The 19174-nt window shown below is 60.9% G+C and carries 16 protein-coding genes and 1 pseudogene; 9 read left to right on the forward strand and 8 right to left on the reverse strand.

All coding sequences use genetic code 11. The annotated features are described in order from the left end of the window. The first annotated feature begins 26 nt into the window (after nucleotides 1-26). Together ACCQ08_RS20820 and ACCQ08_RS20825 are read left to right on the forward strand one after the other, a co-directional pair. A complete protein-coding gene (locus tag ACCQ08_RS20820; RefSeq protein WP_373450871.1) occupies nucleotides 27-1439 on the forward strand; it encodes a TAXI family TRAP transporter solute-binding subunit in 1413 nt (470 codons plus the stop codon). Next, nucleotides 1432-1935 carry a hypothetical protein gene (locus tag ACCQ08_RS20825; RefSeq protein ID WP_373450872.1) on the forward strand — a complete coding sequence of 168 codons (504 nt, stop codon included), beginning with the start codon at nucleotides 1432-1434 and terminating at the stop codon, nucleotides 1933-1935. Before ACCQ08_RS20820 ends, ACCQ08_RS20825 begins: the two co-directional genes overlap by 8 nt. A 90-nt stretch (nucleotides 1936-2025) precedes the next feature. On the opposite strand, the gene ACCQ08_RS20830 is transcribed toward ACCQ08_RS20825, so the two are convergent. The 5 genes from ACCQ08_RS20830 to ACCQ08_RS20850 form a co-directional block, all read right to left on the reverse strand. Next, nucleotides 2026-2427: a hypothetical protein gene (locus tag ACCQ08_RS20830; protein WP_373450873.1), complete on the reverse strand. Its 402-nt coding sequence runs from the start codon at nucleotides 2425-2427 to the stop codon at nucleotides 2026-2028. Nucleotides 2428-2680: 253 nt separating this feature from the next. Next, complete coding sequence (locus tag ACCQ08_RS20835) at nucleotides 2681-2869, reverse strand: hypothetical protein (protein WP_373450874.1); 189 nt, start codon at nucleotides 2867-2869, stop codon at nucleotides 2681-2683. A 423-nt stretch (nucleotides 2870-3292) separates the two neighbouring features. After that, the gene (locus tag ACCQ08_RS20840) at nucleotides 3293-3745 is read right to left on the reverse strand and encodes a hypothetical protein (RefSeq protein WP_373450875.1); all 453 of its coding nucleotides are present in this window, start codon (nucleotides 3743-3745) and stop codon (nucleotides 3293-3295) included. Further along, nucleotides 3745-3999, reverse strand: coding sequence for a hypothetical protein (locus tag ACCQ08_RS20845; protein WP_373450876.1), 255 nt, complete (start codon nucleotides 3997-3999; stop codon nucleotides 3745-3747). Before ACCQ08_RS20845 ends, ACCQ08_RS20840 begins: the two co-directional genes overlap by 1 nt. Before the next feature lie 52 nt (nucleotides 4000-4051). Next, nucleotides 4052-4534 (reverse strand): hypothetical protein, encoded by a 483-nt coding sequence (locus ACCQ08_RS20850; protein ID WP_373450877.1) that lies wholly within the window; start codon nucleotides 4532-4534, stop codon nucleotides 4052-4054. Nucleotides 4535-5412: 878 nt separating this feature from the next. Between ACCQ08_RS20850 and cydD the strand changes: the two genes are divergently transcribed. The 5 genes from cydD to cydX all read left to right on the forward strand — a co-directional run bounded on the left by cydD (nucleotide 5413) and on the right by cydX (nucleotide 11879). Continuing rightward, entirely contained in the window at nucleotides 5413-7143 is a 1731-nt protein-coding gene (cydD, locus tag ACCQ08_RS20855; RefSeq protein ID WP_373450878.1) for a thiol reductant ABC exporter subunit CydD, read from the forward strand. Continuing rightward, the gene (locus tag ACCQ08_RS20860) at nucleotides 7140-8861 is read left to right on the forward strand and encodes an amino acid ABC transporter ATP-binding/permease protein (protein WP_373450879.1); all 1722 of its coding nucleotides are present in this window, start codon (nucleotides 7140-7142) and stop codon (nucleotides 8859-8861) included. The genes cydD and ACCQ08_RS20860 overlap by 4 nt, the downstream gene beginning before the upstream one ends. A 93-nt stretch (nucleotides 8862-8954) precedes the next feature. Next, a complete protein-coding gene (locus ACCQ08_RS20865) occupies nucleotides 8955-10556 on the forward strand; it encodes a cytochrome ubiquinol oxidase subunit I (RefSeq protein ID WP_373450880.1) in 1602 nt (533 codons plus the stop codon). Nucleotides 10557-10560: 4 nt separating this feature from the next. Beyond that, on the forward strand, nucleotides 10561-11715 hold the full coding sequence (cydB, locus tag ACCQ08_RS20870; RefSeq protein WP_312462754.1) for a cytochrome d ubiquinol oxidase subunit II: 1155 nt from the start codon (nucleotides 10561-10563) through the stop codon (nucleotides 11713-11715). A gap of 29 nt (nucleotides 11716-11744) precedes the next feature. Then, complete coding sequence (cydX, locus tag ACCQ08_RS20875) at nucleotides 11745-11879, forward strand: cytochrome bd-I oxidase subunit CydX (RefSeq protein WP_021025677.1); 135 nt, start codon at nucleotides 11745-11747, stop codon at nucleotides 11877-11879. A 64-nt stretch (nucleotides 11880-11943) separates the two neighbouring features. On the opposite strand, the gene ACCQ08_RS20880 is transcribed toward cydX, so the two are convergent. Both ACCQ08_RS20880 and ACCQ08_RS20885 read right to left on the reverse strand, forming a co-directional pair. Next, a complete protein-coding gene (locus ACCQ08_RS20880) occupies nucleotides 11944-13275 on the reverse strand; it encodes a murein L,D-transpeptidase family protein (RefSeq protein ID WP_373450881.1) in 1332 nt (443 codons plus the stop codon). Between the two features lie 58 nt (nucleotides 13276-13333). Further along, a complete protein-coding gene (locus ACCQ08_RS20885; protein ID WP_373450882.1) occupies nucleotides 13334-14578 on the reverse strand; it encodes a tetratricopeptide repeat protein in 1245 nt (414 codons plus the stop codon). 451 nt (nucleotides 14579-15029) lie between these two features. Between ACCQ08_RS20885 and ACCQ08_RS20890 the strand changes: the two genes are divergently transcribed. Continuing rightward, nucleotides 15030-16487, forward strand: a complete 1458-nt coding sequence (locus tag ACCQ08_RS20890; RefSeq protein ID WP_373450883.1) for a hypothetical protein — start codon at nucleotides 15030-15032, stop codon at nucleotides 16485-16487. Between the two features lie 128 nt (nucleotides 16488-16615). On the opposite strand, the gene ACCQ08_RS20895 is transcribed toward ACCQ08_RS20890, so the two are convergent. After that, nucleotides 16616-17737: a tetratricopeptide repeat protein gene (locus ACCQ08_RS20895; RefSeq protein WP_373450884.1), complete on the reverse strand. Its 1122-nt coding sequence runs from the start codon at nucleotides 17735-17737 to the stop codon at nucleotides 16616-16618. Between the two features lie 551 nt (nucleotides 17738-18288). Between ACCQ08_RS20895 and ACCQ08_RS20900 the strand changes: the two are divergent. Next, nucleotides 18289-19174, forward strand: a pseudogene (locus tag ACCQ08_RS20900) (hypothetical protein); the annotation flags it as partial.

Consider the following 19174-nt stretch of genomic DNA (forward strand, 5'->3'; position numbering starts at 1 on the left):
CCACCATGGGTGACCGCTCCACGTCCATGCGCCAAAAAGCCTACGGGCTGCGCCAAACCCTGATCACCCTGGTGCTCAACATCCGCGATGCGCTGGTCTCCGGCGGCCCGCTGGTGATCCTGGCCGTGGCCTTGATCATCGGGGCCTACTGGTGGCTCAAGCCCAACCCGCCCTCGCAGGTCAAGCTGGCCACCGGCCCGGCCCAAAGCGCTTATGCCAGTTTTGGCGAGCAGTACCGCACGCAGCTGGCCAGGAACAAGATCCGCGTCGAACTGGTCGGCAGCGAAGGCTCCTTCGACAACCTGCAGCTACTGCGCGAGGGCAAGGTCGATCTGGCCTTTGTGCAAGGCGGTACCGCCGAGCTGACCGAGGACGACCTCGACAGCCTCACGTCGCTGGGCGCGTTGTTTGTCGAACCCGTCTGGCTGTTCTACCGCACCGACTCGGCCCAGCGCCTGACCAAGCGCCCCCACCTGAACAGCCTCACCCAGCTTGCCGGTTGGCGCATCAATGTCGGCACCGCCGGCAGCGGCGTGCCCAATCTGTTCAACCAATTGCTGGAGGCCAACCACCTGAGTCTGGCCCAGCTGCGCGTATCACACCTGGCAGAAACGCCGGCGACCGTGGAGTTTCTGGCGGGCAAGCTTGACGCGCTGGTACTGGTCTCTGCGCCCGAATCGCCGATGGTGCAAATGCTGCTGAAGACCCCTGGCGTGCAGCTGATGGATTTTCCGCAGAACGAGGCCTACGGCCGCAAGTTCAGGTTCCTGAGCCCTGTCACCTTGCCGCGCGGCATTGTCGACCTCGCCGCCAATGTGCCGCCGCAAAACGTGCACCTGCTGGCCTCCACCACCTCGCTGCTGGCCCGCGATGACACCCACCCCGCCATCAAGCAGCTCTTCGCCCAGGCCTCGCAGGGCATCCACAGCCAGGCGGGCTGGTTCAACCGGGCGCGTGACTTTCCCAACACCCGCAGCAGCGAACTGGCCGTCGCCCCCGAAGGCGTACGCGCCATCAACGAGCCCGCCCCGCTGCTGCAGCGCTACCTGCCCTTCTGGCTCGCCAACCTGGTCGAGCGCATGTGGCTGGTGCTAGGTGTCTTGCTGGCCTTCATGCTGCCGCTGTCACGGGTCGTGCCCCCCCTCTACCAGTTCCGCGTGCGCTCACGCGTCTTCAAGTGGTATGGCCAGCTGCGCGCCATCGAGCACGAGATGGAGCAACCCAATCCCGACCGCGCAAGCATCCAGGCTGAGTTGCTGGAGTTGAGCCGCAAGGTCGAGAAGATCACCGTGCCGCTGTCGTATGCGGATGAGTTGTATGCGCTGCGTAGCCATATTCATTGGGTGTTGCAAAAGTTGGAGCAGCAGGGGCACGGAGATGGCGCAGCCCACGCGAACAATGCAGAAAATTCCGACCACCTGGCTAATTCACATGCATAGAACTATCGCCGCCATCGCCCTTAGCCTTGCCCTGCTCACCGCCCATCCTGCTGCCAATGCATCTAAGCCTTTCGCCCCAACGGAAAGCCAATGCGCTGCCATCTTTAAAGCAGCAGGAGATAAATACGCAGGCATGTGGCGGGGAGAAGATAGCAAATTGGTGCTGGGATTGACATCATCGGTAGAGCTGGATCGGGAGATTCAGCAAATGCTGCATATTGTTTATGTCCAATACAGCATGGCGGAGCTGCAGAGGCTTCACAAGCAAATTGTTCTTAAGAAATTTAATAACAACCAATACATTACCGGTTCGCACATTGACTACAAAATGAACCGCATTGTTATCACCGCCCAAAAAGAGAATTTATCAAAAGCAATGAGTCTTTTTGAGGACCAAGGCATTGATGTAAAAATGGTGCATTTTAAAGCTCAACATACCACTGTGACGTTTATGCCTCTTATGGATGAAGGCAGCTGTAAAGGTCCAAGCCACTGACAAAGCCAAGGTACTGCCAACTATTTAAGTATGCAGACTAGTCAACGAGCACAGGGCGGTCATCCCATTTGATGGCTTAGTATTGAATACTCACTTATTTCTCGAGATTTCAAGCCTCAATTTCCCTAGAATATCACGCACTGCATCACCCTCCTTGTCATATCCAACTACGCAGCGCACATTTGCTTCACCAGGAATCGCTGCATTGACCAAAAACGATGCTACGTCTTCGGCAGACTCATCGTTGTGAACAGCAGTAGGCGTACCACAATACCCAAAATCACAATCATCAATTGCGAAATCTAAAGCGTCATGCACGTCCTCCGCTGCATGACCTATGATCATAAAGTATTGACATCCTGCGAGGATTAGGGTTCGCACCAAAGCTTTGAAATCCATGGCTGGAGATATAGCATCAATGACCAGCAAACTTACTGTAGGGTGCGGGGTCAACTCAATCGATTCGCTCGATTGCAAATTGATTATTTGCAAGTTAAATGTAGACCTCATATTTCAACACCACCATCCTAATCAATACATCTAATGACGTCACGCACACCGCAATAAATACTTCCATCCTATCTTCCTACTATCCTGCGCATATATTATTGCATTTTCTTAAATGTGTTAGCCAGGCGCCTTTCACTCATGCACGCATCTAGAGCCCGATGAAACATTTGAACTGCAAAGGCACGCATCTGCAATGAGATATCTATAAAATTTGGATCGACGCTATCGAATCCGGTCATGCATACACAATCAATCGACCATCTAACTGCTCAAGCTCGAAAGTGGAACCAACCAAACTACCTTCCCCAGTGACTTTAGCAGCAACCCCAGAAGCAAGTAATACCTCTTCCGCCCAAGGCTCTAATACCAATAACACAGCACTGGAAGAAGAGTTTGTATAAACAAAATTACAAACGTATGTCATTTTTACAAAGTCAATTAATTTTTAAATATGATCAATATAATTTAATGCAATCAGATCATTTGACGTAAAAAATCCAACCCAAGCAATTCAGCAAATCTTCCCAGGTATTCACAATCAACCCACCTCTAATTGCTTAACATATCCTTAAGTTAATATTTGGTCTCCATTGGCATCACGCCCCTAGACACTCAATCAAATTAAGAGTCTTACGACTAATAAGCCTCCCTTTCCACAAACAAATAGCAATTACCGCTTCTAATGCCGAGCCATATTCGGCAAAATAAACAAATCTTTGTATTACACCTAATTCAGCATCGAGAAATATCGCTTTAGCCTCAGCCATTAATTGAAATAAAAGATTTTCAACGTTTCCAAAAACTAGCAATTTATCGCGTCAGGTACAAATTTTCGCATTTATTTTCTTTAGTTAACACGGATATTACAGCAGGTTCCAGCCCTAGTACATGAAGGCGACATTACCACCAGAACTTCGTGGTAAACATACCCAACGGGGCCCAGCGCGTCCTGTCGACCCTCGCTTATTGTAAACGCTACGGATATTCTATCGGCATTCATAGAATCTATGAGACTCGAGATATTTTGCATTCTTTTTCTAGAGACCTCAGCTAATTTTCTATTACCCTTGGGATACATTGAAACAATGTCAATTCCGTCATAGCGTCTGAGATCTCTTTGGTGTGCAAACCATGGGACAAAAGCCACAGCTTCTTCTTTACCTAAAGTAGGCTGATCACCATCGAATTTCACCTCATGCTGCAGCCCAGTCAATGAGCAGGCATATGCAGAACTTGACACCCCAAAAATAAATAACAATGCAAATGCCGCATTCCTTCGCAAATAAGTTAAATTAAACATCAATAGCGCTCCTGTCGCGGATTGGTCCCGATAATGTATGCCGCAAGACTATCTGCGTTAAATCGAATGCCAGGATCTTCAACGTATTTAATAGATCTAAAAGTACTATAGAAATTATCATTTGAGCCAAACACATCTTTAAAATGGGTGACTTCATGCACCAGCGTCAAAAGTTGACTATCTCCATCTCCGATCTCTCCGTTGTATGGATTTCTTTTATCTCTGCTCAGACCACAAAATTTTGGAGCGATCATGATTCTCTTGTTAGTGACATCCACTGGACAAACCGATGCTGCTGCCTCAGGATCAACGACCGATCCGTGGCATGAACCCATGCTTGATATTCTCCTCTGAATACTGAACGAAATCTTTCGCCCTGAGCGCTCGTAAGCTTACAATGGTTGCGGCAATACCCTTAAGCAAAAAATCTCTAAGCTCTTCGCTTGAAGAGTTTAACCAAATCCACGTACGCTTTTTTGCCGCGGCATTCCAGCGTTGAAGCTCTGCCTGCCTTTGCTCCGCAAGGACAATTGCATCTTTGCAAAGAGCCATCACTAGCACTGAAAATTCTGCTTCACCCAGCTCTTCGCACATTAATCCAGCAGCAATATCTGAATTTGTTACTTTGTTAGCTAACGGCGTTGAAAAATATGGAGCCCCCACTGCACCATCAAAGCCATGACTAGGAGCTTGATGAACGCGATTGTGGAAGAATTTACTAATGAACGGCCCATCGTGGTTATTGCTATGCTCACGCACGCCGAGCGGCCCTGGGATTTTAAAGTACACCAATTTTCCATCCTCTCAAAATTAAGCAGCTGTGAATTTTTGCAGACCTTGGCGCCAAGCGCATTTCCGTCCAAAATCAGCAAACGCTAAAAGTCTAATTTATTCATGAATTCCGACAATTTGAGATAATCATTGCTCTGCTAAATATTTCTATCCAAACAATCTGCTTCACAAAAAATTGCAAGATTTTGGGCAGCTTCGGAGATCCGCTAAGAAGACGAGCACCCATCTCTATCCAATCTTGCGGTGAGAGAACCTTGAAATTGCGCGTGGTACGTCGGCTAGATGCACGTTATTGAGCTACTTGGCTTCAACTTGCTCTGCCATACAAACCTTCTGCTTTTCTAGAACTAGCAACCTTCAAAGCTTGGGATACCTCTCCCACTTGGTTTCCAAAAGCAACGGTCACTGCCATCTGGAGCGTTCGTCACTCAATCCTGAACGAGCAGCCTTCGCCATGCGCGCACCCAGACCGTTTTCCCTAGTTTTGCCAGCTAGCGACGATTCCAGTCGCCCCCAAACAACGTCCCATCTCTCCCATCCCAACCCCTAGGGAGAACCCGCACTGTTCTTGACTTACAGCAAGCTCTGTTCACACTCTAGGCAACACAATCGGCTCAAGCGTTTGGCAAAGCGGGCTCAAAACGCCAGGCAGCAGCCAGAACTGAAGGCTCTGGGGTTTACGGCAATTTCTGCATTCACTATGTTTTCAGGGCGTTGAATGCTCCTAATTTCACAGCAACTGACGCCTGAGCACGGGCCGTCAAGTCCAGCGCCTTCGATCAACGTAGTTCCTATCAGGTATTCGATAAATTGAATTAATGAGTATCTTGGATATACAATACTTTCAAGAATTCCTGAAAACTGAAAACTCATCCATGCCATCCACCCGCGCTACCCCCTCCACCAGCAGCCCTGCTGTGGCAATGCGCCCCTCTGCGCAGGGAGCGTGGTGGCAGGTGCTCGCGGCCTTGCTGTGGTTGCCGCAAGCGGCGGTGATTGCCTGGGGGATTGAGGCAATTCACCAGCAAGCGGACTGGTCGGCATTGGCCAAGGCTTGCGCCGTGTTCGTGGCGCTGGGTTTGCTGCGGGCCTTGGTCGATGGCTATGGCTTGCGCCGGGCGTTTGCAGCGGCGCGCGCCCACACGCAGCAGCTGCGGCTGCAGGCGCTGCAGGCATTGGCGCTGCATTCGCCCTTGCACCCGCACCGCCCATCGGCCGGGCTGGCGGCCAGTGTGCTCAACGAGCAGGCTGACCACATCACGCCCTACTTTGCCCGTTACACCACGGCGCGCACCAAGGTCATGGTGGTGCCGCTGGTCATCCTGGTCTGTGTCTTCAGCCTGTCCTGGGTGGCGGGGCTGGTGCTGCTGGTGGCAGCGCCGTTGATTCCGATCTTTATGGCGCTGGTGGGCTGGCGGGCCGAGGCGGCCAGCAAGAAGCATTTGCAGGATGTTGGCAACCTGAACCAGTTCTTGCTCGATCGCCTGCAGGGTCTCGCCAGTATTCGCGGGCTGGGCGCCGTGGCCCAGGTGGCGCAACAGCTGACCAGTGCGGCAGAGCAGCTGCGCGCCAACACCATGGCAGTGCTCAAGATTGCGTTCCTGTCTTCTGCGGTGCTGGAGCTGTTCTCTGCGCTGGGCGTGGCACTGGTGGCGGTCTATGTCGGCTTTCATTTGCTGGGCCAGATCCCGTTTGGCAGCTGGGGCGGTACCTTGGGTCTCGCCCAGGCCATGTTCGTGCTGCTGCTGGCCCCCGCGTTTTTTGAGCCGCTGCGCGAGCTGTCTGCGGTATGGCATGACAAGGCCGCCGGTGTCGCTGCGCTGGACGCGCTGCAAGCGCTGCAGCAGCCTGGCCCGCAGCTGGTGGGTACTGGCAATGGGCAACCAGACAGCGCCGCCAGCGCCCCCAAGACAACGGCTGCCGCGCTGACGATGCAGGACATCAGCTTTCAATACAGCGCCCAGAGCCCGCTGGTGGTCGATGCCTTCAGCGCGGAGATTGCCGCGGGTGAGCGCGTTGCGCTGTGGGGAGAAAGCGGCAGCGGCAAATCCACCGTGATGGCGCTGATCGCGGGCCTGGCTGCCCCCAGCGCCGGCAGTATCCACATCGATGGCGCCCCCTTGGATGCAGCCCATGCCGACCGGCTGCGCAGCGGCATCGCCTGGGTCGCGCAAAAGCCCCATGTGCTGGCTGCCTGCCTGATGGACAACATTCGCCTGGGCCGCGATATCGACGGCGCCGCGCTGCAGCAAGCGGTGCAGCGCGCGGCGCTCGGCCCCGTGCTGGCCTTGCGCGGCAATGCGGTGGTGGGCGATGGCGGCCTGGGCCTGTCGGGTGGCGAGGCCTTGCGCCTGACCCTGGCACGCGCTGCCGCCACGCCTGGCTGTCGTCTGGTGCTGGCCGATGAACCGACGGCCCACCTGGATGCCGAGACCGCGCAGTTTGTGCGCCAGGGCCTGCTGGCGTTGGCTGCACGCGGCGCGACTCTGGTCGTGGCCACCCATGATCCGCTGCTGGCCGCCTGCATGGACCGGGTGCTGTCGCTCGATGGCAGCCAGCCACCCATTGCCACCGGCCTGCCCGCCGCCACGAGGAGCATCGCATGATGGCCTGGAACGCGCTGCGCCCCATTGTTCAACTGTTTGCGCAATCGCCCTACCGCCGTCGCATGCTGCTGGGCAGTCTGCTCGCTGCCATCACCGTGTGCGCCGGCATGGCGCTGCTGGGTCTGTCGGGCTGGTTCCTCACGGCTGCCTATGTGGCGGGTCTTTCCGCCGCCACGGCCGTGGTGTTTGATGTATTCGCACCCGGCGCCGGTGTGCGCTTTTTCTCGATGCTGCGCACCGGCGCGCGCTACAGCGAGCGGGTGGTGACCCACGATGCCACCTTGCGCGTGCTGGCCGCCCTGCGGGTGCAGCTGTTCTCGCGCCTGGCCGCCGCTGATACCGCATTGGCGCTGCGCCAGCGCCCCGCCCGCCTGCTGCACCGCCTTACCGCCGACATCGATGCGCTCGACGCTGTCTACCTGCGTCTGCTGACCCCGGCCGTCGCGCTGCTGGTCAGTGCCTGCGTCACCGCGCTGGCGTTGACGGTCTTTTTGAACTGGCAAAGCGGCCTGCTCGTGGGCGCCATGGTGCTGGCCGGCGGCCTGGCCTGCGTGGCCTGGTGCGTGCGCTACGGTTTTATGACCGCGCTACGCCGCAGCTTTGCCGGCGAACAGCTGCGGGCCCAGGTGATTGATGCCGTGGGCGCGCAGACTGAGCTGGTGATGGCCGGCACCCTGCCCCGCCAGATGGCGCGCATCGCTGCGGCGGAGCGCCAGCAATGTGCGGCCGACATCCGTCTCAACCGGCTGGAATCGGGGGTCGCCATCGCGATGGCCATGCTGGGCCATCTGGCCACCGCAGCCGCCTTGCTCTGCGCCGCCTGGCTGGCCCAGAAGGGTGAAATTGGCGCGCCCATTGCCGCGCTGGCGACCTTGCTGCTGCTGGCAACGCTGGAGCCCCTCGTCCATATCCGCCGTGGCGCGATGGAAGCGGGCCGCACCCTACTCGCTGCGCGCCGCATTGCTCCGCTGCTCGATGACGCTGCCGGCACCCGCGCCGGCGAAGCCCAAGCACCTGCTACCGGCCTGGCCGTGGACATGCAAGCGGTCCGCCTGCAGCACCCGAGCAGCGCCAGCGCCTTGCTGCAGCAGGTCGATCTGCAGGTAGCCGATGGCGAATGGCTGGTGCTGGCGGGGCCCAGCGGCGCCGGTAAATCCAGCCTGATGGCGCTGATTGGGGGCGACCTGGCGCCCAGTGCCGGCCAGGTGCTGCGCGTGCCCTGTGCCAGCCTGCCCCAGCGCACAGAGCTGTTCCAGGCCAGCGTGGCCGCCAACCTGCGCCTGGGCCGCGCTGATGCCAGCGATGCGCAGCTGTGGGATGCGCTGCAAACGGCAGGGCTGGCGGACGTCATCCGCGCACTGCCCCAACAACTGAACACGCAGCTGGGCAGCCAGGGCGCAGGCCTGTCGGGGGGCGAATCACGCCGCCTGGCCCTCGCCCGCCTGCTGCTGCACCCCGCACCCTTGCGCTTGCTGGACGAGCCCACCGAAGGCCTGGACCGCCAGACCGCTACCCAGGTGATGGACGCGTTGGCGCAATGGCATGCCCAGCGTGCAGCCGGCGGCCGCAGCGCCATCGTGATGGCCAGCCATTTGCAGCGCGAGGCGCGCCACGCCGACCGCATTGTTTGGATCGCCCCCTTGCAAGGAGGATTGGCGCAAGCGCGCAAGGGCACGGCGGAGTTTGAAGCACTGCTGCAGCGATTGCGGCCTGGCTAGCCCCGCAGCCTGCGCAAGCCACGGATTTGTCAGTTTGGAACCCACGTAGTTTTTCTACCAGATCGAGCACTTACAACACGGAAGGACCAGTTCATGGATCTCGACATCGTCGGGCTATCAAGATTGCAGTTTGCACTCACAGCCTTGTACCACTTTCTCTTCGTACCCCTGACCCTGGGGCTGTCCATGCTGATCGCCATCATGGAGACGGTCTATGTGATGACGCGGCGCGTCATCTGGCGCCAGATGACCAAGTTCTGGGGTGTGCTCTTTGGCATCAACTTCGCCATCGGCGTGGCCACCGGCCTGGTGATGGAGTTCCAGTTCGGCATGAACTGGAGCTACTACAGCCACTATGTGGGCGATATCTTTGGCGCCCCGCTGGCCATCGAAGGGCTGATGGCCTTCTTCCTGGAGGCGACCTTTGTCGGTCTGTTCTTCTTCGGCTGGGACAAGCTCTCGCCGGTCAAGCACTTGATCGTCACCTGGCTCACCGCCCTGGGCACCAACCTGTCGGCGCTGTGGATTCTGATCGCCAACGGCTGGATGCAGAACCCCGTGGGTGCCGTCTTCAACCCGCAGACCATGCGCATGGAAGTCAATGACTTCGCGGCCGTGCTCACCAACCCGGTGGCGCAGGCCAAGTTTGTGCACACCGTCTCTGCCGGTTATGTCTGCGCGGCCATCTTTGTGCTGGGCGTGTCGGCCTGGTACCTGCTCAAGGGCCGCCATGTGGCGTTGGCCAAGCGGTCGATGACCGTGGCTGCCGCCTTTGGTCTGGCCGGTTCGCTGTCGGTGGTGGTGCTCGGTGACGAGTCCGGCTACCTGTCGGGCGAACACCAGAAGATGAAGCTCGCCGCGATCGAAGCGATGTGGGAGACCGAGCCTGCACCGGCCGCCTTCACTGCCATCGGCTTCCCCGACCAGGAAGCGCGCGAGACCCATTACGCCATCCACATCCCATGGGCCATGGGTCTGATCGGCACCCGCTCGCTGGATACCGAGCTGCAGGGCATCAACGACCTGGTCAAGCATGCCGAGGTGCTGATCCGCGACGGTATCAAGGCCTATGACGCACTGGAGAAGATCCGCGCAGCGGGCTCCACGACGACGATCTCGCCCGAGCTCAAGGAGCAGTTCGAGGCCAATGGCAAGTCGCTGGGCTATGCGCTGCTGCTCAAGCGCTATGTCGATGACCCACGCCAGGCCAGCGACGCGCAGATCGCCAAGGCGGCCTGGGACACGGTTCCGCAGGTGGCTCCGCTGTTCTGGACCTTCCGCATCATGGTCGCGCTGGGCATATTCTTCATCGTGCTGACCGCCGTGTTCTTCTACCTCGCGTCGCGCCACCAGCTGGAAAACCGCCGCTGGCTGCTGTGGGTGGCCGTCTGGTCGATCCCGCTGCCCTGGGTCGCCATTGAGTGCGGCTGGTTTGTGGCCGAGTTCGGCCGCCAGCCCTGGATCATCGAAGGCGTGCTGCCCACCGCTGTGGCCGCATCCAACCTGGGCGTGACCACCCTGCTGATCACCATTTTGGGCTTTGTGGCGCTGTACACGGTGCTGCTGATCATCGAGATGAAGCTGATGCTCAAGGCCATCCAGAAGGGCCCCGAGCTGGAGCCCGAGCAGCGTGATCCGCAGCCGCTGAGCTATGCCTCGATCGCCACGGCACAACCTACCTATTCGGGAAAGTAACACCATGATCTTGCATACACTTTTGAACTACGACACCCTGCGTGTCATCTGGTGGGTCCTGCTGGGCGTGCTGCTGATCGGCTTTGCCGTGATGGACGGCTTTGACCTGGGCACCGGCATGCTGCTGCCCTTCCTGGGCAAGAACGATCTGGAGCGCCGCGTCATCATCAACGCAGTGGGCCCCACCTGGGAAGGCAACCAGGTCTGGCTGGTGCTCGGCGGTGGCGCCATCTTTGCCGCCTGGCCGCAGCTGTATGCGGTGTCCTTCTCGGGCTTTTACCTGGCCATGTTCGTGATCCTGATCGGTCTGATCCTGCGCCCGGTCGCCTTCAAGTACCGCAGCAAGAACGAGTCTCCCGCCTGGCGCAGCCGTTGGGACTGGGCACTGTTTGCCGGCAGCTTCATCCCCGCGCTGATCTGCGGCGTGGCCATGGGCAATGTGCTGCAGGGCGTACCCTTCCGCCTGACGCCTGAGCTCTATATCCACTACGACGGCAGCTTCTTCGGCTTGCTCAACCCCTTCGCGATCCTGGCTGGCCTGATCTCGGTCACCATGCTGCTGATGCATGGCGCCGCCTGGCTGTGCATCAAGACCGAAGGTGCGATTGCCGCCCGGGCCCGCACCGTGGGCAGCATCTCGGCCGTCGTCACCGCCGTGCTGTTCGTGCTCGCAGGCATCGTGCTGTGGAAGTTTGTCGACGGCTACAGCATCACCTCGGTGCTGAACACCACCGGCCCGTCGAACCCGCTGTTCAAGACCGCAGCCCACGCCCCCGGCGCCTGGATGCAGAACTACCAGCAGCACCCCTGGACGATGGCTGCGCCCATTCTCGGCGTACTGGGTTGCCTGCTGGCGGCCGTGCTGATCCGCGCCCGCAAGGATGGTCTGGCGATGATCACCAGCGGTCTGGGCATTGCCGGCATCATCCTGACCGTGGGCGCCTCGATGTTCCCGATGATCCTGCCCTCGTCCGTGGATCCGCGCTTCAGCCTGACGGTCTGGGATTCCTCGTCCAGCCACATGACCTTGTTCATCATGCTGGTCTGCACGCTCATCTTCATGCCGCTGATCCTCGCCTATACCAGCTGGGTCTACTCCGTCCTCTGGGGCAAGGTCAATGCCAAGGACATCAACGACGGCAACGGCCACGCTTACTGAACGCCGCTGCACACAGAAAGGATTCGACTATGTGGTATTTCTCCTGGATACTCGGCCTGCCGCTGGCCGCCGCCTTTGCGGTGCTCAACGCCATGTGGTTTGAGATGACCGAAGACCAGAAGCTGCGCCAGCAGCTGCTGGATGACCCGGACTCGCAGCACTAAGCCGCTGCACAAAGCACAAAGGCCCAAACCTCGGTTTGGGCCTTTCGCTATGGGCTGACCACGGTCAGCTCTGGTTTTGCAGGTCTTCAGAGAACAAGCGCCAGTCCTTGCCCACCTTGCGCCAGTACTGGCGCAGCGACAAGGGCTGGGCCTGTTCGCGGCTCTTGAGCTTCAAGTTGGCGACACGGATCTCGCCCTTGTCGTCCTTCCAGCCGTAGGTGGAGATGTCCTGCAGCTCCACGTTGCGGCCCTTGAACAGCGCGGCCATGCGGTTCTGCCAGGCCTGGCCTTCGGGCGAGGCTGTCCATTGCGGCGAGGCCAGCTGCAAAGCGGCCTGGGGACCGTCCTGCATCCAGGCCTGGTGCCACTGCTGGAGCACGGCTTGGAAGGCCTCCGTATTCTGGCGTTGGGAGGCATCGCTTGGCGCCACCCACTGGAGCTGATCGCGGATCAGCACCGGTGTCAGCTTGTCCACCGTGCGCATCAGTGCGATCAAGTCGGGGTTGGCCAGCACCACGCAGCCATCGCTGGCCTGGGGCACGCGCGCAAACTGGTCCGGCGGCGCGCCGTGCAGCCAGATGCCGCTGCCCGAGCGGCCCATGGCCTTGTCCCAGTCATTGGGGTAGTTCAGCGTGAGGGCGCCCTTGCCATAAAACTCGGGCAGGCGCTGTCCTGCGATCTGCCGGCCGATAAAGTAAATGCCTTCAGGCGTGCGCTGGTCACCCTCTTCGAGCTTGCCCACGCCGAGCTTGCCAACGGAGACATAGAAGCTGTCGACCAGCTGCAACTGGCCCTTGTCGTGGCGCAGCAAATAAAGGCGCGACTGGCTCGCATCGATCGCAATGACCTGCCGCACCGAGGGCGACAGCGACAGAAACTCCGCAGGCACCTGGCCAGCAGCGGGCAGCGACCGGGCGCCAAGCATGCGGCGGCGGATTTCGTCCTGCAGGCCCTGGAGCTGCTCCAGACTCTGCGCGCCCTGAACGCTGGCGGCGGGGATGGGCAACGGCGCTGCCCCGGCTTGCGGCAGCGGGACATGTTTGACCGGCAGCATCGCAGCCCGCTCGGCCACCGCAGCCGGTGTCAACGCGCCGGGCTGGCCGGAGCGAAAACGCAGCAGATCGGCATACACCAGCTGCGCCGCCTGAAAATGCGGCACATCGGCCGTCAAGCTGGCTGCCGCCTTGAGGGCCTGGTCCAGCTGCTGGTTCTGCACCAGCGCAATGATCTGCACCAGGCGCTCTTCGGCATCGGGTTGGCGGATGTTGGCAGTAGCGGCGCCGGCCTGTGCTGCAGCGCGCGGCGTGGCCGGGGTGCCTGCGGCCAGCGCCGCGCCTGCGGCGGCCACCATGGCTGCGCCAATCCCCGAGCGCCAAAACTGCTTGCAAAAAGGCATAGCCTGCGATTCCTTCTACTGACTTCCGTGCGGACCAGCGCCGATCATAGCTGCCCGATCAGCCGCCGGTGGTCTCGCGCATGATGCGCCAATGGCCTTTTTCCAGGCGCATCACCAGGGTCTTGCGGGTGGTCGTCTTGAGGGAACCGGCCGCATAGTACTGGCGGAACTTGGCGGTCGCCTGGTCGCCGTCGACGCTGACCTGCAGATTGCGCACATTCACCACAATCGCCTGCTTGCCGACGATGCGTTGGCGCCGCTCTTCCTTCCAGGCCGCCAGACTGCCGCCACCGGCGGGGCTGAACTGGTCGCTGTAGGCGGCCAGATAACCGCCCATGTCCTTCTTTTCCCAGGCGGAGGCCCAGGCGTTGACGGCGCGCTCCACATCTAGCTTGGCGGTATCGCGCGCTGGCTTGGGCTTGGTCTCGACCACAGGTGCTGCCGGTTTGGCGGCTGGCGCGGCGGCCACGGCGTGGGCGGGCTCGGCAGGTGCCGGAGCCGCCTTGGGCGCGGGCGCCGGAGCAGGCGTAGGGGCCGGCGCTGGAGCGGGCGCCGCTGCCGCCTTGGCGGGAGCGGGAGCAGGCGCAGGAGCCGCTTGGGCCACTACAGCCGGCGCAGGCGGCTTGGGCGCGGCCACGGGAGCCGGTGCTGGCACCGGTGCGGGTGCGGGGGCCGGCGCGGGGGCCAGCGCCGGCGGCGGAGGCGGTGGGACCACCGGTTTGGGCGGCGCATCGGCGCGCGCCTGCACCAAGGCATTCTTGCCATTGGCAAGCGACGCCGGAACAATCTGCGTGATCAACGCCAGTTGCGGCCCCGTTTGCTTGGGCCCGCCTTCCAGTTGCAGCGCCTTCGCATAGGCGTCGCTGGCCATGCGCGCATAGAGGTCGCCCAGGTTCTGATGCGCCGTCGTGTAGCTAGGATTGGTGCGCATCGATTGCTCCAGCGCCTGCGCCGCCTTGCGGTCCTGCCCATCGGCTGCATACAGCACAGCCAGGTTGTTGTAAGGCTCGGGCATGCCGGGGTAATCGCGGGTCAGCTCCTGGAAGATCCTGATCGCCTGCGCATTCTGCTTTTGCTCGGCCGCAATCACGCCACGCAAAAAGCGCATCTCCACATCGGCGGGTTGCTTGCGCAGGTAGGCGTCGGCCTCTTTGGCGGCCTGGGCCGCCTTGCCCTGCTGCAGCAGCTGGCTCACTTCTGCCACCGCTGGCGATGGCGGCGCTGCCTGCCCCTGCAGCGCTGTCCCCCCCAGCAGCACACCCACACAGACCGCCGCCCAGTGCTGGCGACATAGGACGGGCACCACAGATCGCAGGGAGGAGCGCGCTGGAGAAGCACTTTGCATGGGGGATTTGTCTCGTTGCAGTGGACCAAAGCCGCAGAAAACAGCCAGAAATCTTGCTTGCCGGTTACGCACCCCTGAAGGCGGCAAAGGCGGCGCCGGGAGCGCGCTCAAAGCGGGCTGATTATACAGACCGCTGCAACGGCCAAGCATGGGGCTGCGCGGGCCAGGCGCTCTTGGAACACCGGCCTAACGTTACGTAACAACCGGGGAACACAGCGAGAGCGGCGTGGGCCCTCACAAGCAGGTCCGCACTACCCGGCATAAAAATATCGAAATAAAACAACGTCTTTTGGATTGCAGACATTCTTCCGGAAAGCATGGGCACGCTGGCACGGCAGTTGCTCAGTTCCTTGCAGGCCAGACATTTTTCCACCCAGCCAGCCCTTCACCCGGACCGGAGACCTGCACCATGACCCAAAACGCTCCCTTGCTCAGCCCGGAGGTCTGCGATACCTTGTTCGATGCTGCCCAGGAACGCCATCTGTCCATGGAGGTCCACAGCGCCCCGGGACTGAGCCACCAGCTCCAACTGGCTGCACGCTTTGTCGCCCAGCAGGCGGCCGAGCTGCCCAAGCCCTACGATGGCTGCCTGATGTTCTTCACGGTGACCGCACAGCACCTGCCCATCACCAGCTTCTGCACCCACCAGCCCAGCATTGATGAAGCCTGGGCCGAAGGTGCAGCGCGGATCCGGCAGTGGGCCTGGGCATTCAACATCACCAGCATGGAGCTGCGTGTCGACTGGGTGACGGCGGTGCTTCCGCTGGCGGGCGATGAGCCGCAGGATGCGCTGGCTGACCTGCGCCAGTCCTGGAGCCTGGCCGACCATGCGACGTACCGCGGCGAAATGCTCGCCGCGCTGAGCCAGCAGACAACGCGGGCGCTCTCGCGCCTGCAGCAGTTGAGCGATGCGGTGCCACCCAACACCCAGGCCCGCTGGCATCTGGTGCTGGAAGGCCTGCACCTCTGCCCCCTGGGAGAAATGCGCACCCTGCCCCACTACCCGCCAGCCGCACCACGGCAGAACCGGGGCGACGCGGCACCGGCGATCTACCAGGCTACCCAGCAGCTGCTGGCCCTGAGCCAGAGCGAAGACGGCAGTTGGCCCGAGGCCAGCACCTTGATCGACCACCTTGGCATCACCTACGCACTGCTGCTGACGCAGCGCCAAAGCGGAACCACAGCGGCGTCCTCCATGACTGTGCACCGCGCCATCGCCTACCAGGTCGCGCAAATGCAGCGCTGGAGCCTGCATGAATGCGGCAGCGACCTGCTCAAGGCGATGGGGCTGATCGTGCTGGTGCAGTATGTCCATCTCTACCCGGGCGCCGGCAGTGCCGCAGCGCTGCGGGACCTGATTGGCCTGCTGTCACAGCAGTTGCATGGCAAGACCGGCAACGCCGCCGGTGCCTCTGCACCCTGGGCCCAGTTGGCCTTGCAAAGCCTGCAACTGAGCGGCCAGCAGGCTGGAGATGCACCCGGCGGCAGTGAGGCCGCATCCGCCACGGACTGCCAATGGCTGCATGCAGCCTGGCAACAGATGCACGCCCTGGCACAAGACCAGGAGCACAGCAAGCTGCATCCCGAGCCCTGGGTGGCGACTGCGTTGATGGAATGCTCGCTGCAGCACGGCCAACCCGCGTTCTCCAGCCCGGCGCAGCGCAGCCAGTTTTTCTCGGGCATGCAGTCGCTGTTCAAGACCTGCTACCAGCGCATGGTCTGGCCCAAAGCGGGGCATCCACTGGCCGGCCGCCAGCGCCCTGCCAGCGGTGGCAGCCGCGCGCCGTTGACCGACTGCCGCGTGGCCAGCCAATTGCTGATCACGATCAGCGCGGCGGTGAATTTCTCCAACCTTGCGCGCAACTGAACGCTGGGGGCGCGAAAGGCGCGCGGGGTGCGGCGGTCAGCGCCAGCAGCCCGTACGACTACGTTGAGCGCCCCACCCCAGCCAGGCGCCTGTCCGTCCCCGGCAGGCGCCTTTCCTGTCGCGCTGGCTCAGCGCCCGACGGTCTCGCTCACAATGCGCCATTGGCCCTGCTCCGGCTGCAGCACCAAGGTCTTGCGCGTGTTGCTCTTGAGTGCCCCGGAGGCGTAGGCCTGCAGAAACCGCGCGCTGGCACGCTCGCCCTCCACCACCACTTGCACATCACTCAGCACTACGCTGATCTCGCGCTTGCCCCCAATGCGTTGGCGGCGCGACTGCTTCCAGGCCGCCAGGCTGCTGCCATCGGCGGGTGTGAAACTCGGGCTGTAGGCAGCCAGGTAGGCGTCCATGTCCTGCTGTGCCCAAGCCTTTGCCCAGGCCTGTACAGCCGCCTGGACGGCGGCAGGGGAAGCATCGGCCTTCGGCGTAGCGGTTTGCGCAGGCGGCGCATCCCCCGCCGGATCGGGGCGGGCAGAAGATAGGGCCGCCTGCGCGCCGGCCAGGGGCCGGGGCGACGCCGATGGGGTGCGCCCGGCGGTAGACGGCGCCGGCGCAGGCTCGGTGGTGCCCAGCGAAGCTGCGGACTGCACAGGCGTCAAGTCTGGCGCTGGCGCGGCCTTGGCTGCAGACACGGGCGCGTCCGCGGCCACCGCAGCCACTGGCAACGCAGCGGCCGGCGCAACAGACCCCGCCTTTGCCGGCGCAATCTGGGCGATCAGCGCCTGCTTCGGAGCAATGCCCTGGCGGCCGCTGTCCAGCTCCAGCGCCTTGGCGTAGGACTGGCTGGCCATGCGTGCATACAGATCACCGAGGTTTTCATAGGCAGTGGCATAGCCGGGCTGGGCGCGGATGGCCTGGTCCAGCGCATCGACAGCTTTGCGCTCCTGCCCCTGAGCGGCATAGAGCACCGCCAGATTGTTATGGGGCTCGGGCATGGCCGGGTAATCGCGGGCCAATGCCGAAAAGATCTGAATGGCCTGCGGCAGCTGCTTTTGCTCCGTAGCGATCACACCGCGCAAAAAGCGCATCTCTGCATCGGCGGGGTTCAGTTGCAGAAACTGGTCGGCCTGCTGGGCGGCTTGCTCGGTGTGCCCCTGCTCGAGCAGCTGCGCGACGGCATCCACCTCTCGCGCCGCATGGACCGGCAGCGCCAGCAACGCGGCGGCGCCGCCTGTCCAAAGTGCGGCGGCCACTCGGGGCAGCCGCGTCTGCAATAACCGGATCGAACGAGAAACAGGGCGAGACGCAATGCGCATAAATGGCTTTTTCAAAGTCATGGGTCAGAAAACGCAGCCGAATGTCCGGCCCGTCAGGCACCGGATCAGCGATTTGGAAAAACAGACGAGAAGCAGACGACAGCGGAAATGGTATGCGAGCGCGGCACCTGATTCATTATGTAAATTTTTATGGGTTATCCCGCCCCATGATGCAAATACTATGAGTCAACAAAAGTATCAAATATTTACAGATTTGCTCCGCCATAACTCGGGAACGTTACGTAACACCCCACGGAACAACATTGGACATAGCTTAACCACCCTTGCGAATCATAGTTTTTAAATAGCGGATTTTCCATTGATTAATAAATTACCCCATATTTTTCAATCACTTATGAAAAACCAAAAGACGCCAGATAAAAAACAAATCTATGGCACACATGTTGCACAGGCTCCACCCAGATAAGCCTCGCGAGGCGAGTCGGAGCCCTTGCGTTTGATATTCCATCTCCAACAGGACAGAGAACATGACCACCTCTACCGCCCTCCCTTCCAATACCGCAGCTGCCGCACTGGCAACCCACGGCATGGCGTCCCAAACCGGCAGTGGAGCGGCGATGGCCGCATCGGCCAAAGGCACGCCTGCCACGCTGTCCCAGGCAACTGCTGGCGTGCAGATCGTTCGCGACGGCCAGACCATGGCAGCGCCGGCAGGCACGGCCTTGCAGGTGGGTGACAAGATCATCGTCCCCGCCGATAGCAGTGCGCAGGCCCAGTTCACCGGCGCTGGTGGCCAGAAGCTGGTCGGTACCTTTGCTGGTGGCACCGAGGCGACGTTGGGCTACCAGGCAGGGTCTGACGGGGCCGGTGCCATGGCGCTGGATCTGGCCTCCGGCAAAGTCGATGTGGCCCCTGCCGGCGATGACACCGACGCGCTGGGCCTGGTGGTAACCCAGGCAACGGCCGAGGCAGGAGGCTCCACGTTGGGCGATTTTCTGCTGGCGGGTCTCGTCGGCATTGGCGGTGGCGCGCTGATTGCGGCCGCATTGGACAGTGGGGACGATGACGACGACCGCACGCCGCCCGTCAACCCCACCAATCCAACGAACCCCACCAACCCGACCAACCCCACGGATCCGACCAATCCGACGAACCCCACCAACCCGACCAATCCTACGGATCCGACCAACCCCACGGACCCCACCAGTCCAACCAACCCAACGAACCCGACCAATCCCACGGATCCGACCAGCCCTACCAATCCAACCAACCCCACGAATCCGACGAACCCGACCAATCCAACGAACCCTACGAATCCGACCAACCCCACCAATCCAACGAACCCGACTAACCCCACGAATCCGACCAACCCGACGGATCCTACAAACCCGACCAATCCAACCAACCCTACGA

It is taken from the genome of Comamonas sp. SY3, from assembly GCF_041730275.1.
In the GTDB taxonomy this organism is placed as follows: domain Bacteria; phylum Pseudomonadota; class Gammaproteobacteria; order Burkholderiales; family Burkholderiaceae_C; genus Comamonas; species Comamonas sediminis.

Coding starts and splice junctions, on each gene's coding strand:
- cydB (WP_312462754.1), top strand. CDS start 10,561: ATGATCTTGCATACACTTTTGAACTACGACACCCTGCGTGTCATCTGG.
- ACCQ08_RS20845 (WP_373450876.1), bottom strand. CDS start 3,999: ATGATCGCTCCAAAATTTTGTGGTCTGAGCAGAGATAAAAGAAATCCA.
- ACCQ08_RS20865 (WP_373450880.1), top strand. CDS start 8,955: ATGGATCTCGACATCGTCGGGCTATCAAGATTGCAGTTTGCACTCACA.
- ACCQ08_RS20820 (WP_373450871.1), top strand. CDS start 27: ATGCGCCAAAAAGCCTACGGGCTGCGCCAAACCCTGATCACCCTGGTG.
- ACCQ08_RS20880 (WP_373450881.1), bottom strand. CDS start 13,275: ATGCCTTTTTGCAAGCAGTTTTGGCGCTCGGGGATTGGCGCAGCCATG.
- ACCQ08_RS20825 (WP_373450872.1), top strand. CDS start 1,432: ATGCATAGAACTATCGCCGCCATCGCCCTTAGCCTTGCCCTGCTCACC.
- cydD (WP_373450878.1), top strand. CDS start 5,413: ATGCCATCCACCCGCGCTACCCCCTCCACCAGCAGCCCTGCTGTGGCA.
- ACCQ08_RS20835 (WP_373450874.1), bottom strand. CDS start 2,869: ATGACATACGTTTGTAATTTTGTTTATACAAACTCTTCTTCCAGTGCT.
- cydX (WP_021025677.1), top strand. CDS start 11,745: ATGTGGTATTTCTCCTGGATACTCGGCCTGCCGCTGGCCGCCGCCTTT.
- ACCQ08_RS20860 (WP_373450879.1), top strand. CDS start 7,140: ATGATGGCCTGGAACGCGCTGCGCCCCATTGTTCAACTGTTTGCGCAA.
- ACCQ08_RS20890 (WP_373450883.1), top strand. CDS start 15,030: ATGACCCAAAACGCTCCCTTGCTCAGCCCGGAGGTCTGCGATACCTTG.
- ACCQ08_RS20840 (WP_373450875.1), bottom strand. CDS start 3,745: ATGTTTAATTTAACTTATTTGCGAAGGAATGCGGCATTTGCATTGTTA.